This window comes from Serratia sp. 14-2641, assembly GCF_001692375.1.
GTDB classification, from domain to species: domain Bacteria; phylum Pseudomonadota; class Gammaproteobacteria; order Enterobacterales; family Enterobacteriaceae; genus Chania; species Chania fonticola_C.
In genome coordinates this window covers 236,572-251,243 of sequence record NZ_LXKR01000002.1, presented here as the reverse complement: position 1 = coordinate 251,243, position 14,672 = coordinate 236,572, and the positions used below count along the sequence as shown (strand labels likewise).

11 protein-coding genes are annotated in these 14,672 nt (G+C 49.0%); 3 read left to right on the top strand and 8 right to left on the bottom strand.

Annotation, left to right across the window (positions count from 1 at the left end; translation table 11 throughout):
• Positions 1-359: 359 nt before the first annotated feature.
• Both ascB and bglF read right to left on the bottom strand, forming a co-directional pair.
• The gene (ascB, locus tag A6U95_RS03810; protein ID WP_065683535.1) at positions 360-1,760 is read right to left on the bottom strand and encodes a 6-phospho-beta-glucosidase; all 1,401 of its coding nucleotides are present in this window, start codon (positions 1,758-1,760) and stop codon (positions 360-362) included.
• Between the two features lie 23 nt (positions 1,761-1,783).
• A complete protein-coding gene (bglF, locus tag A6U95_RS03805) occupies positions 1,784-3,661 on the bottom strand; it encodes a PTS beta-glucoside transporter subunit IIABC (protein ID WP_065683534.1) in 1,878 nt (625 codons plus the stop codon).
• A 631-nt stretch (positions 3,662-4,292) separates the two neighbouring features.
• Between bglF and A6U95_RS03800 the strand changes: the two genes are divergently transcribed.
• On the top strand, positions 4,293-5,042 hold the full coding sequence (locus tag A6U95_RS03800) for an NAD(P)-dependent oxidoreductase (RefSeq protein WP_065683533.1): 750 nt from the start codon (positions 4,293-4,295) through the stop codon (positions 5,040-5,042).
• A gap of 37 nt (positions 5,043-5,079) precedes the next feature.
• Here the strand turns inward: A6U95_RS03800 and A6U95_RS03795 are convergent, their stop codons facing one another.
• Positions 5,080-5,316, bottom strand: coding sequence for a DUF4282 domain-containing protein (locus tag A6U95_RS03795; protein ID WP_065683532.1), 237 nt, complete (start codon positions 5,314-5,316; stop codon positions 5,080-5,082).
• A 2,253-nt stretch (positions 5,317-7,569) separates the two neighbouring features.
• Between A6U95_RS03795 and A6U95_RS03785 the strand changes: the two genes are divergently transcribed.
• Positions 7,570-8,178 (top strand): helix-turn-helix transcriptional regulator, encoded by a 609-nt coding sequence (locus tag A6U95_RS03785; protein WP_065683530.1) that lies wholly within the window; start codon positions 7,570-7,572, stop codon positions 8,176-8,178.
• Between the two features lie 63 nt (positions 8,179-8,241).
• Positions 8,242-8,886: a DsbA family protein gene (locus A6U95_RS03780; protein WP_065683529.1), complete on the top strand. Its 645-nt coding sequence runs from the start codon at positions 8,242-8,244 to the stop codon at positions 8,884-8,886.
• Between the two features lie 743 nt (positions 8,887-9,629).
• Here A6U95_RS03780 and A6U95_RS03770 read toward each other — a convergent pair.
• From A6U95_RS03770 to A6U95_RS03745, 5 genes are all read right to left on the bottom strand, one after another.
• Positions 9,630-10,442 (bottom strand): helix-turn-helix domain-containing protein, encoded by an 813-nt coding sequence (locus A6U95_RS03770; protein WP_065683527.1) that lies wholly within the window; start codon positions 10,440-10,442, stop codon positions 9,630-9,632.
• 1,742 nt (positions 10,443-12,184) lie between these two features.
• Positions 12,185-12,700 (bottom strand): fimbrial protein, encoded by a 516-nt coding sequence (locus A6U95_RS03760; RefSeq protein ID WP_198927288.1) that lies wholly within the window; start codon positions 12,698-12,700, stop codon positions 12,185-12,187.
• A 45-nt stretch (positions 12,701-12,745) separates the two neighbouring features.
• Complete coding sequence (locus A6U95_RS03755) at positions 12,746-13,222, bottom strand: fimbrial protein (protein WP_065683524.1); 477 nt, start codon at positions 13,220-13,222, stop codon at positions 12,746-12,748.
• Positions 13,223-13,236: 14 nt separating this feature from the next.
• Entirely contained in the window at positions 13,237-13,737 is a 501-nt protein-coding gene (locus A6U95_RS03750) for a fimbrial protein (RefSeq protein WP_241810615.1), read from the bottom strand.
• 119 nt (positions 13,738-13,856) lie between these two features.
• Positions 13,857-14,606, bottom strand: a complete 750-nt coding sequence (locus tag A6U95_RS03745) for a fimbria/pilus periplasmic chaperone (RefSeq protein WP_065683523.1) — start codon at positions 14,604-14,606, stop codon at positions 13,857-13,859.
• Positions 14,607-14,672 lie beyond the last annotated feature (66 nt).

The window sequence follows — 14,672 nt, the reverse complement described above, 5'->3', positions numbered from 1 at the left end:
TACGTAATGACATGGCAGATCTCTCATTCCACGGCATAAGCAGCTCCACTCAGAAGTACTCATACCTATGTTGTAAGTGTCTACCATGTCCCCGAACAAATGTTCATGATGTCCTCGGTCTGTACACTCCCACAGGGAGAGGGGACCGATCGAGTTGACTATCAGTTACAGAAATTACCTGGCCATTGCCGCCAATCAGCTCCCTTTTAGGCAGGGTAAAACGATCACAGCACCCGACCGCAACACCGTAGCAACTCCCTTTTGGGCAGGACAAAGCGATCGCTGCGCCCGACCGCAACACCGTGGCAGCTCCCTCTCCCTGTGGGAGAGGGTTGGGGTGAGGGGTAGTTAGGCCACTACTATTTAATTTTCAAACTGCTACCGTTGCTGTGGATCACATCGCGATACCAGTAGAAACTCTTCTTGCGGCGGCGCTCCAGGCTACCGTTGCCCTCATCATCGCGATCGACATAGATAAAGCCGTAGCGCTTCGCCATTTCCGCTTTGGAGGCGCTGACCAGATCGATCGGCCCCCAACTGGTGTAACCCATCACCTCAACCCCATCGTCGATCGCTTCTGCAACCTGCACCAGATGGTCGTTGATATAGTCAATGCGGTAATCGTCGTTGATGCTGCCGTCGGCCTCGATGCGGTCTTTCGCCCCCAGCCCGTTCTCGACGATAAACAACGGTTTCTGATAGCGGTCATACAGCACGTTGAGCAGATAGCGTAGCCCCACCGGGTCGATCTGCCAGCCCCATTCCGAGCTTGCCAGATGCGGGTTAGGTACCATGTTGAGGATATTGGCACGGGCGGTCTTGTTCTGTTCTTCGTCGGTGGTCACGCAGCCACTCATATAGTAACTGAACGAGATAAAGTCGACGGTTTCGCGCAGCGCCTGCTTATCTTCCTCGGTGATCGTCACCTGAATGCCGTTCTCACGGAAGAAACGTTTCATATAGGCCGGGTACGCACCGCGCACCTGCACGTCACCAAAGAACATCCAGTCGCGATTCTGGCGCTGGGTTTCCAACAGATCTTCCGGCTTGCAGCTCAGCGGATAAAGAATACCGCCCAGCAACATATTACCGATCTTACCGTCCGGCACGATCTCATGGCAGGCTTTTACCGCCTTGGCGCTGGCCACCAACTGATGGTGGATCGCCTGGTAAATCTCGCTTTTGCTGCTGTCTTCCGGCAGACCGACGCCGGTGAACGGCGCATGCAGCGACATGTTGATCTCATTGAAGGTCAGCCAGTGTTTGACCTTGTGCTTATAACGCTCGAACACCGTGCGAGCATAACGCTCAAAAAACGCAATAAGCTTACGATTACCCCAACCGCCGTACTTTTGCGTCAGTGCATAGGGCATTTCGTAATGCGACAGGGTGATCAATGGCTGAATGCCGTATTTGGCCATCTCATCGAACAGCCGATCGTAAAACGCCAGCCCGGCTTCATTCGGCACATCTTCATCCCCTTGGGGGAAGATGCGCGTCCAGGCGATCGAGGTACGTAGGCACTTGAAGCCCATTTCGGCAAACAACGCGATATCTTCAGGGTAACGGTGGTAGAAATCGATCGCCACATCCTTGATACCGCTGTCTCCGGCAACGCGTGGCGTCAGCCCGCCAAAAATCCCTTGGGGTTGCAGATCTGACGTCGAAAGGCCTTTGCCATCTTCCAGATACGCGCCTTCTACCTGATTTGCCGCGACCGCGCCGCCCCATAGAAAATGTTGTGGAAATTTGCAACTCATCGCTTTCTCCTCAATAAACCTGATTAACGTAATAGTGTCAGCAACGGTGCCTGTTCCTGCACCGGGCTTTGGCCGCTGGTAAGCACATCGATATAGTCGTCGCTGTTGCTGATGATGATCGGGGTGGTGGTATCGAAACCTGCGGCACGGATCGCCTCTTGGTCAAACTCGATCAGCAGATCGCCCTGTTTAACGCGATCGCCCTCTTTGATATGGGCGGTAAAATGCAGACCGTTAAGCTTGACGGTATCGATGCCCACGTGGATGAGCACCTCGGCACCCTCATCCGATTCAATGCCGATGGCGTGCTTGGTTTTGAACAGCGATACCACACAGCCATTGACTGGGGCCACCACACGGCCCTGGTGCGGCATAATCGCCACGCCTTTACCCAGCAGGCCGCTAGCAAAGGTGGCATCCTGAACCTGCTCCAACGGGATGACGTCGCCAGCAATCGGGCTGGTAACCTGCTGCTTGCGGTTGAGCGGTGCCTGTAAAGCTGGGGCTGCTGCCGCTTCAGCCGGTTGTTCCGCTGGCGGTACGATACCGAACAGATAGCTGGCAATGGCTGCAAACACAAACGACACCAAGGTACCGGCGATCGCCCCCAAGACCGTCGCATCAAAGCCGCCTGCCGGAATGATCTGGGCAAAGGTGAAAATACTGACCAAACCAAACGAGTAGGTTGCCGTGTGGAAATAACCAATCACCGCACCACCCAACGCCCCACCGATACAGCCGAAAATAAATGGCCGTTTGTTTGGCAGCGTGACCCCGTACACCGCAGGCTCGGTAATCCCGAAGATACCGGCGGTAACGGCAGAACCCGCCATCACCCGCAGCTTGGCATCGCGGGTACGCAACATCACGCCCAATGTGGCCCCCACTTGCCCCATCACCGCAGGCAGCAGCAGTGGAGACAGGGTGTCACGGCCAAACACACTCATATTGTTGAGCATCAGCGGTATCAGCCCCCAATGCAGGCCAAAGATCACACAGACCTGCCAGGCCGCGCCCATAAAGGCACCAGCAACGATCGGGTTGAAGGCATAAATAGCCTGATAACCGTTGGCCAGCATGTGGCTCAGCCAGGTGGCCGCCGGGCCAATCAGTAAGAAGGTGAGCGGCACTGTGATCACCAGACACATCAATGGCGTCACAAAATTACGCAGTGCGCTGTGCAACACGCGGTTAAATAGCGGCTCCAGGCGGCAGGATACCCAGGCGGCAAAAATGATCGGAATGACCGACGAGCTATAGTTGATAAAAGTAATAGGGATGCCGAGGAAATACTCCGGCTGAGCCCCCGGGAGCTGTGCCGCCTCAAAAGCCCCCATCATCAACGGATGCGTCAACGCCCCACCGATGGCCATGGTGACAAAGACGTTACCGCCAAATTTCTTACCGGCGGTGTAACCCAGCATGATCGGTAAGAAATAGAACAGCGCGTCGCTGGAGGCAAACAGCAGCTTGTAGGTGCCGCTACTCTCCAACATCCAACCACAGGCCAAGCTCAACGCCAGGAAACCCTTGAGGATCCCCGAGGCCGCCATCACGCCGAGCAGCGGGGTAAAAATGCCGGAAACCACGTCGATAAAACGGCTGAGCAGGTTTTCCTTTTTATCTTCTTGTGCATTGGCTGGCGTTTCCTCACCTGCGCCAAGCTGGGCATTCAAGGCGTTATAAACCTCTCCTACGTGGTTACCTACCACCACCTGAAACTGGCCGCCGCTTTCCACGACCATGATGACGCCTGGGTTTTTCTTCAACGCCTCCGCATCTGCCTTGCCGTGTTCTTGCAGTTTAAAACGCAGGCGGGTGGCGCAATGCACCAGGCTTTTCACATTGTCGCGGCCACCGACGCCGGCCAAGATCTCACTGGCTAATTCCTGATATTTCATGGTTGCATCCTTAACGCTTAACCTTGCTGCTCCCCAGCCACGACGATGGCCAATCGTCGTGGAGGAATTCAGCGCAAAAAAAAACCTAAACCTCGCTGCCTCTGATCCCAACGTGGGGAAACAGAAACTCGAGGTTTAGGTTTTGCCTGCAAAAGCAGTGACAACCCTAAATCGGTTGAGCTATGACGGTAACATTCTGTTTTTCAGTGCGGCAAGGCTTTCCGCCACAAAGTTGCCGAAGTGTGATCCGGTATACAAAATCCTCTGCCATCCCCCTAGCGCTTTTGTATGATTAGCCAGCCACAAAAAACATTACCACTTTTAACCTATTACCATATTGTAATTTACCGTAAAGACATGTCTTAATACGCAACAAAACATAATCAATAATGACTTAACCCATTAAATAACATTGAATTACGATTTAATTTCGCGCTTTTTGTTTCATTGAATTTATCATTGTACCCATTTTTGAGTAGTGAAAAAACCCGCTTAAAACCCGACAAAATGCTAAGCAAAATCCTAATCAAACCAGAAAATACATCAGAAAAACTAACTAAAAGATGGACAAAAATAGTTCAGAGTATTATTACTAGTCTTCAGAAAATTTGTTTTAGGGAAAGCAGTAGCCATGGCATTACGTACAGAACTTGGGCGGGTGTTAATTACTGGTGCCGGTGGCCGAGTGGCGACAGCGTTCAGGCAGTTCGCTGGCCACCGTTACGACTTTCGCCTGGCGGAAAAAGAAGCTAGTCTGATCTCTCATTTGCGGCCCAATGACGAGTTACTGACGTTCGATATCACCGATATCGAGGCTTGCCGGGCAGCCTGCGTCAACATCGATACCGTGCTGCATTTGGCCGCCGATCCTTCTGCGGATGCTGATTTTTGTTCTTCACTGATGAACAACAACATCCTTGGTACATTCAACATCTTCCGCGCAGCGAAAGACGCAGGCTGCCAACGCGTGGTGTTTGCCAGCAGTGCACAAGCGGTGGAAGGCTATCCACTGGATTACCAGGTGCGCCCGGACGATGCGCCGAAGCCGAAAAATATGTACGGGGCGAGCAAGGCGTTTGGCGAAGGGATCGCCGCCTATTTTGCCCATCAGGAGGGGCTTTCTGCACTGTCGGTACGGATTGCCAACTTCACGACGTTGGAAGCGGGCCAGCAGATCAGCGCGCGGGATATGAGCGCCTTCCTGAGCCACCGGGATGCCGCCGATCTGCTCGATCGCTGCATCCGCGTTACTCACGTGCAGCATGCGGTGGTGCATGGCATCTCTAACAACCGCTATAAGCGACTGTCGTTAGAGGAGACTACGCGACTGCTGGATTACTACCCCGAGGACGATGCATTTACCCTGCTCGGGTTTAGTTAAGCGGGCGCAGCACGCAGCTGCCCCAGCCTTCACAACATCACGGCTTTTCAGCAATCTTGCGTAGGTACTCGTTATTTTTGAAGGCGATGATCACCATTTCAAAACAGACACGGGTAAAGACACCGCCAATGATGATGCCCAGCAGACCACGGAAAAACTCACCATAGAACATCGACCCAATCCCACCAACCAGGATGCCCAGCAGGCAAAGCCAATAAACGCCGGTAATGATTTTCGGCGTCAGCATCGCATCAAAAAAGAAAATATTTTTCATCGTGTATCCCTTCATTTGTTAAGATTTTCCCTCCCAGAGAGAGCAAATGAGCGACTCAATGGTTGGGCACCAGACAATATAGTATGCACATTATCTGAGTATTACAAAAAGTAAGTAGTTATGTTTATATGCCATTTAAATTTGACACCATACTCAGGCTAAATAGGTACCAGATGCAATGATCGTAACGTCACAGGCGCATCCCCCTTCTACTGCCGAATCTATCGGTTCGGCTGTAAAATGAGATAAGGGTAATGGAGCCGACCTGGTCTGGTTTATTCGGTTTTCCCTGTCATTAACTGCTGACATGGCAGCAATTCATTTTCACAAAAACAGTATCTGGTTGCACGTATCTTCTGATCGTGGTTTGCCTATCTCCGATATGTCCCTGTTAGCTTAAAATCGTATCTCTGCTTAACGGCACACTATTATTCTGCATTAGCAATAACGATTGCTCACTGATCGCCCGGGTTACGGTGGTCATATCCACACTGCTACCGGGGGCAGAAATAGTATGCCGCCCGCAGAATTCTATTTTTCCGCACCATTAATGATGTACTCTCCCCCCTTCCGACGTCTCAAAATCAACTAAAAACCCAGCCCTACCTTCGCATAAAACACTGACAAATTCTGGCATCCCAGCCCTGTTTCAGGTGTATCCCATTAGCAATGAACGCACATCTATAGATTTAAAATCTAACAATGTAAAAATTCAAGGATAAAAATCTATTGTAATAGTTAATCGCATTATATATCACCATGGTTAATTTTTTATTGCTAGGATAAATCTCACCAAACAACCCACACAAGGCCGTGCAGATCGCTAATAATCTGGATATAAAAATAGCAACGTCAAAATTAAAGTAATGCCAAGAAAAAAACACCATTGAAATTAACTCTCATCAGGGAGTTATCGAACTTATAGAAAAATTCAATATGAATTTACACTTAATTAACACATCATATTTTGAAAATAATCTGTTAGTGCTGGATGGGAACAAGCTAAGATTAAAGAAGCAGGTACGAGAAGTCACTCTTAGCAAGAATCAAACCAAGTTACTCATTTTTTTAATCAATGAAATAAATGATAAGCACAGCATCATTGAATTCATATGGGGAGGGGTGAACAGTAAATCAAAAGAGAATAACTATAATCAACTGGTTTATAAAACCAAGGCACTTCTGGTTCAAAATGGATTTCCAGAGAATTTCATTATAACTCTCCCGAGATATGGCTTGTGCCTGAACAAGGCTCATGAACAACCACGCACTTTAAAATTTGACCCAGTAGAGTTTATTTTTAATGATCATAACGCGTGCATTTAAAATAATTCCCCGCGGCCAAAGAGTCGCGGCAGCTCTGCTGCCAGACCCATTTTGCCAAGGATACTCTGAAAGGAAGTCCATTAGCATCCGTTAACAAACCAGCCTTACGCCTTACTTTCCCCGGTCTATCGGGTTGCGACCTGCTTTTTGTGCCTACCAGTGGGATTTTTGTCATAAAGCCGCCATGACCAATCGATACGGGCCATTCTCTCTTTGTTAAGCAAACCATACTGCCAAAAACGCTCGAAAACACCCGCGGCTCTCCATTCCTGAAAACGGCAGTATGCGGAGCTGGAAGGCATATTTCACTGGCATTCATGGTAGCCCTATTATCCATCCGACGGCGACGCTCCCCAAAGGGGGATGAGTCGGGAGTAATGGCTCAACTTTTTCCATGAGATATCAAAAATTAGCTAATCAGATTTCATATTTTCCTCAAGCGTCTACTTTAACGCTTCAACATGCCTATTACACCCTGGCAGAATCGATTCTAGGCTCAAATAAAAAACTGAAGCATTGAGGATAAAATAACAAATGGAAAGCCAAACTCTAAAAAACAGCCAGCCACCAGAACATTACTCTTTATTGTGTTATTTTTTCAATTTGTTTTACTGCAGTTTGTTAAAATAACATATAATAATTCCGAAATGGACTGAAAATGACCGCATGGTGAGGATGGCATCATGTCCCGATACAGGTGTTGCAGGTATATCACCCGGATGGTTCAATCCATACGTATTACGCCCATTGGATAGGCAGTGACTTTCCCGTTGGGTTAATAAAACAAATTACGTCTCCCAGTTAAAATCGAACAATACCAGCAGGATACACAACCCACTGTCACTTACGCCAGGAGGCCCGAGTGCTCTTTCCAGACGGCCCGAGATTTCTGGCCAATTTCATTAACCAGGAATAGGGGGCTATCTTATGGCTCGCATATTAAAAATACTTATCGTCGACCCCAATCAATTTTTTGTTGCTGGGCTCCAGCAAGCCGTAGAAAAACACTTGCATGCCAAGGGCATTCCGGTGATCTTTATGAAACAGCCACTGTCTTACCCCATGGCAGACTTGATTTTTTGGGCTCCTGGCTACTCAACAACGGTGATGCCAATTGGCTTGTTGGCTGGAAACTCGCAGAAATCTCGCTTGATTATACTCACCTCGCGGCAGAGAACTCATTTGGTCACTAACTATGTCCCCTGGATATTCTATCGGCATCAGAGCTACAATGCCTTATTATTGCTCATTGATACCATACTCACCTCTTCAATGAGTAATAACAGCCACTCTATTGTTAACGAACACAATGAAAATCCCTTAAAAACACTCAGCCCTCGGCAACGGCAGGTTATGCATTATATTTCAAAGGGAATGCTTGCAAGCGAAATTGCTGAAAAGTTACAAATTCATGAAAAAACAGTGAGTACCCATAAAAGAACCGCCATGGGGAAACTACAACTTGATCGTACGGCAGATCTATACCACTGGCTACTTTGCGACGCCACGGCTGCACATTTAATTTCACAACAATGATTTACGTTCTGCTGAGATTATTACCACTCGCGACAAAACGTTAATCAAGAGTAAAAAACCAACATGAAAATTCATAAAAAAATAGCTGCGTACCTGCTATTTTCCTTGGTACTACCTTGCTTAGTGCAGGCCAACACCTCGTTACAGAGCATTGCAGAAGAAGGAAAAGAGTACAGTACGCTAGTCTCACCGGTGGCGTCACAACCAAAAGTTGTGGAGTTCTTCTCATTTTATTGCGGCCCTTGTTATCAATTTGTTGAAAATTACCCGGTCGCAGGCGCTATTAATAAAATTTTGCCCGAGGGGGAAACGGTAACCAAATACCATGTCAGTGTTATGGGCCCTCTGGGGAGCGAGCTTACCGAGGCCTGGGCTATTGCCATGATGATGGGAAAAAGCCAGGAGCTGGAAAAGCCCTTGTTTCAAGCGATACAGAATCAGACTCTGCATAGCATTGCTGATATTCAGGAAGTCTTTAACCAATCAGGTATTGATAGCCAGAATTATGCACAAGCTCGCCAAAGTTTAATGGTAAAAGCCCTGATTGCGCGACAAAATTCGGCCATGGAAACCTTCGAGGTAGTAGGAACACCCAGCTTTTATATTAACGGAAAATATAAAATAAATAATGCAGGTATCGCGGCCCCCACGCCTAATGACTATGTGAATAATTTCGCTAACGTTGTGCAAACACTGCTAAAAAAATAGCTTTTGCACTAGCCCTTTGATTTTCGCCTCGATGAACAGCGCGGCCCAGTATTCCGGGCTGCGAACTCAGGTGACAACGGTCACTTAGGATACCGTCGATGCCCTATGCCCGCCCTGGCAGTCGATATGACGACATTGGCCATTAGCCTCTCTATTCGGTTAAATAATGACAGGTACGGGTGTGTGCACTATTGCGACAAAAAGGACAATGTATCCATCGCCTTTCTATTTTTTCTACTGCGGCTTTCGCTTTTCTGTGGGAGCGATCTTCATGTGCAACGGGTTAAGAGCACCCGCAAATTACCTACTCCACCGTGCACGTCATGATCGTTTCAATCGGTGAAGATATGATGTAATCGTCGTTATCTACTCTAGTCACCTTAATCTTTAAATCGTCATACTTGAGGATGTCAAAAAAACCCATGATAACCGAGCTCCGCTGACCCAAATGAATTGAATAGTAGCCCCCCTTTCTGCTGTAAGTAAAATTAACAACGCTGTCCAACTTTACCAATGCCGTCTTCGGGCATGAATGCGATCCTGAAACCAACAGATAGCCCTTCCCATCGCCATGCATAGATAAAAATAGATCTACCGCGCTACTCTTATTACAAGTATTGGCTATCAACTTGGTATACAACCGTGCACGACATTCAAATCCCTTATCCCTTTCAAAACTGACCCAAGTAAAATACGCTACAGACATAACGACAATAACCACCAACGGCAACAACAGAAAGAACTTATTTTTCATCTTCATTTACATGTTTGGTTAAATAGTAATTATCGCATGGCGCTTTGCTATTGGCTGGGCAATAACTTAATAAATCAGTCAAGATCGCGTGCCCCGATGAATCCTCCTTCTTATCGGAAAAATAGTAAACATTGGCTTTACGCCCGCAATTCAATCTCTCGTTAGTCACAATGGTTTTTAGTGTATTTATTACGCCACTGCTAGCGTCCCCCCGGGTTTTATCATCCGCAAGGTAAAATTGGCATTGCTCAAAGGTAAAAAACTCGGTTCTTATAGATTTCAGCTTAAAATAACCATAAAGACTCGGTAAAAGAGCGATTACCAGCAAAGATAGCATTGAAACCTTAAACATTTTTCTCCCCAGAGAGAAAAAACGACGAATACGGACGCTGTTCTTTTCCAATCCAGGAAAGTGTATTAATGACAGGTCATACCCTTTAACAAATTGTGACACCTCAAAGAAGTTATCATTTTCAACGGTACTCACCACTTCTGCTTCAAATAAAAAACCATGTTTTGGAATGGTGGTAATCAAATCAGAGTAACCGCACTTCGCCAATGCTTTTCTTAACATGGATACATAGTTATTCAGGTTATTACTTGAGGCGCTCAACCCTCTTTTTTCCCATAGTTCGCTTAAAATAGTATCTCTACTCAGTGGAGTATGATTATTTTGAATCAGTAACAGCAGCAACTCACTGGTCACCCGAGTGAGGGTGATCATGTCCGCATTGTTATCAGGGCAAAACAGAGTACAGTCCAAAGAGTTATATTTTACGCTACCATTAATGATGTACTCCATACCACCTCCAATGAATTAAGCTTGCGATATTGTATCGGCTTGCTGTCACCTCAAAGATGGCCACAAACTCTTAGCTATCCCTTCTGAAATATCTATACCGACTGAAATATGCTAAAATAAGATACCTCCGAGGACAAAAGACAAAGGCCACAGCAACGGCTGTCGCCTCCATTAGAACAATTTTTATTCGAGAACTCTAACAGGCCTCCGCAATCTAGCAATATGACATACCTTGAGAATTACATAATGAAATTACAGGAGAACACGTTAATATTAAAAAGCCGAAAAAGAGGCTGTTCTTAGAAAAACCAGGTAAAACCATTAACTTAACCAATAAATATTGCAACTGAAAAGCAATGTATCATTAATTATATCTGGATTAATGTGTATTGGTCACGCGTATTACACAAGTCCAGACCACCATCTATTCTAGGCGACAGCCATCCCCGCCACACATAAATCCCAGGCAAGTCCCCGACGAGAACGACATCATGCAGCGAATCCACGGACCGCTGCACCCAATGCGACCCGACTACAGCACATAGAAATGCCCCAGAGCGGGGATCGAACGCCATGACTGTCGCCCCCCAATAGAATCCAGAGCCGGCACAGCCCCCACCATTAGCAGGGGACAGCGATGGGTCAGATCACCTTCACTAGGAGTACAGCCGAGAGGCTCCAGACCCCGTGTCCCACGCCCACGGCTTGGGACGTTAGGAGAATATCGGATGTTCCCTTCCAGAATTTCATCGGTTGGCCCAGTGCACCCTCGCTAAGGCTGAGTTTGATATACCCCCTCCCGAGGGGTACAGTGTCCCCCCAATCAGGAATGCTAATTACAGCCTCGGTCACCCGGTTACAGTAGATACTGATGAGAGATTGGGCAGCGGGGATCACATCTGAGAAGGCGACGCCGTGGTCCAACTTAATGTCTCCGCTTTTGATATGACACCGCGTAGGTGACGTGTCCTCGTAGGGTATGCAGGGCGAGGTCCAGTTTCCGTACTGCATCCACGCGGCCGAGTAACGCACGCATTTCAAGGGTTCGGTTACGGTACGTGTGCCAACGCGCCATTTGATGTTCGCCCCGTGCTTTGTCCATAGATCGCCCACCTTATCACCGGGGTGCAGATAGACTGCCCATCCGACGTTCCCAAACGCATCTTGGTTCCCACCCGCCCGGATATCTGTGCTCCCGCCAGGGTAATCCCTAACCCGCGCGTTGTAGACCTCCGTTGGTATATTGATATACTGTACTTTGCCTGGAGTGCTGGAGTACCACCCCAGCGCACTATCCCAGTACCACGACGCAGGAACGGGGACCTGCTCGCACCAGGCTGGCGCCCATGGAAGAACAGAGAGAAAGACAAGAAGATAGTAGCAGACGTGCATGAGGCCTCATTGTATTTAAGAGAGAAATGTCTAGATCGAGCACACAGACGTTCAGGAAACAGTCAACCCCCTCATTCCGTCTACCCATATGTTCCACCGTGGCTCGTACGTACGCACCTTCGCTCTGTCACTGACACCGTCAGCCCTTTCGCTCTGGCCTGCTCGTAAAGCCGCGCGCGCCATACACGATGGTTTTCTAATGCTCTGGTGCTATGGAGGCCCCCCTGTCGGACAACGCATTCCCCCATAGCCGCCAGTGGTAACGTAAATGCCAAATATCCGTATTGGCCGGGGCATGTTGCCACCGCTGGCACAACCAGTGACAAGCTGCGCACCAATCACTGGTTGCATTACTCATATTCCAGCCTAAAGGTGGCCACCGCGCTGAACGGCCCGCGTTCAATGGTTGCTTTGGCTATCGCCTCAGGTTCACCCTGCACATAGGCTTTAAAAGCAATCAGGTTGCTACCTTTAACCAACGGGTATTCCTGGCCGGCCAGGTTCAACAGCAATGGTTCGCCTTTGGGTGTTTCCATACCTATTGCAATGCCGCGGGCCTGGCTAGCAGCATCCAACGCTAACAGGCCCGGTAAGCTTGGACTTTCATTACCGCTGAACGTTACCTGCACCGTGTTGCCCAGGCTCAGGTCGCACTCCGTCAGGTGTAATTCAAACAACTTCCCGTGGGTGCGTTGGTTCAGATACAGATACTTGTCGACCACCGTGCCAAAATCCAACTGCAGGTTCTCTTCACCCGGCGGTATCACACAGGGTTGCTCTACCAAGGCACCGTGAAAACGCACGTTTTTGGCCCCCAAAGCGGCGAAGCTCGACAATAGGGATAACCCCACGATACCCAGCCACATTCCGTACCTGCTGGCTTTAAGCTCTCGTTTCATCCTTTATCCCTATCACTGGTATTGCGCCTGTAGGGTCGCAGTTGCCACAAAGGCACCTTTTTTTAAGGTTGCCCCTGGCGTCTTGACCGGCACCGCCTCAAGCGCGGGCGGATTTTTAGGATCGATGCGCAACGGAGTATTCAACGCGAACGGTTTACCGTTTTGCAGCACCCGAATACCTAAATCCGCCAGGTCAGTTTGTACTGCCGCATCGTCATAGCCCGTTGGTTGTCCGCTCAGGGTTAAGGTCATATCCAACCCACTCACCCCAGGCTCGCAGGTAATGCTATAACCCATAGCCCTTAGGTAATTCACCCCATCCACTTTGTTGACCCCCACCCGTTCGCCAAAACCGACATCCACTATACCGCCATCGTTAATGGTGCAAGGAGGGGGTTCAATCAGGGTGCCGCGAAACAACATGTTGTGCGCTGCGTGCAATGGATAACCGCATACTGACAACAAAGTTAAAGTTAAATATCGGGTCATCAGGTTGCTCCGGTTCACTGGTAATCCACTTTCATCGTCGCCCCTGCTGAAAACTCCGCGGCTTTGAGGGTACTGCCAGGGAACTTCACCGGCACCACCTTTAACTTGGGTGTATTGGGATAGGTAAACTTAATGGCGCGGTTGAGTGGTTGCGGTTGGCCATTATTAAGTAACGCGATACCCAGATTGGCCTGGTTAGTACCCAATACGTTAGTACCAAAACCAGCACCGTCACCCTGTATCCGTATCACCATGTCATTGGACAACTGCCCGGTGCATTGCATGCTGTAAGGAACCTCCCGCATGTAGTTGTAACCATCCACCCGGGTAGTCACCACTTCATCAAAACTCACGTCGATCGGCCGGTCGCCATTAATCACACAAGGCGGCGGGGCCACAACGATAACCGAAACCGTCACCGTAACAGCCGTAACCAGTGGGCTGACCAGCAACAAAAAAGTTGCCCCCAGACCGGCAACCCACGCATTTGTCCATGAACAAACAGTCGCCATCATCGGCACCTCAGTCATATCTCAAACCAAAATTCAGCTGTGCCCAATAGATACCTGCTTGTAATGGCGCCCTGGTTCGTACGGGGCGACGGTATAAGCCAGTGTCATTAGCCACATTGCTGTTAGTCGCTGCCTTTTACTGGTGTGGCCTGGCAACTGCTGCCGCTACAGCTAAACGTCAACTGTGGGCGGCCACCGTAATCATTGATATAAGTCAACACTGGGCTGTTACCCAACGCACTGGCGCTGGCTTTCAGCGTACCTTTGCCTTTTGGCTCAACCATCAACGGCTCAAAACCTTTTACTGTTTCGCCTTTTACCGTGGCGCTGCCATCCACCAAGGTAACAAAATACGGTGTCGGGTTATTCACTACGTAGCTGTCACCTAGTTTGGTTAGGCTGATTTTTTCCTGCCACGGCACATCCCCAGAGGTGGTCATCAGCGCTTTAGGTCGGTAGAACAGTTTGATACGTGTCTGCAGCGCTATTTGCAGGGTATTAGGTTTGTCACTACGCGGCGGGATCTCCCGCAGGTTGAAATAAAACAGTGACTCCCGGTCCTGCACCAACAGTTGGGCGGCTGGCATCGCCTGTACCTTCACCTGGCTTTTGGCTCCAGGCTCAATACGCTGTACTGGTGGCAATACCGCCAGCGGGCTGGTGATTTTGTTGCCTTGAGCATCCTCAATCCAGCTCTGGGCCAGATACGGCAGCTGTTTGTTTTCATTACTGACGTTCAGGCTAAGCGATTTTTGGCTGCCGTCATAAATCACCCGGGTGCGATCCAACGCGATGGCGGCAAAGGCCGATTGCACGGTCAGTACACATAACACCGCACTGGCGATCAAGGGTGTTTTTTTCTTCAATTTCATCTACGTAGTTCTCATTCAAATAGGATTCGGTCGCGCTTTAGCGCGCGCGTAAAGCGCTCCCTGCTA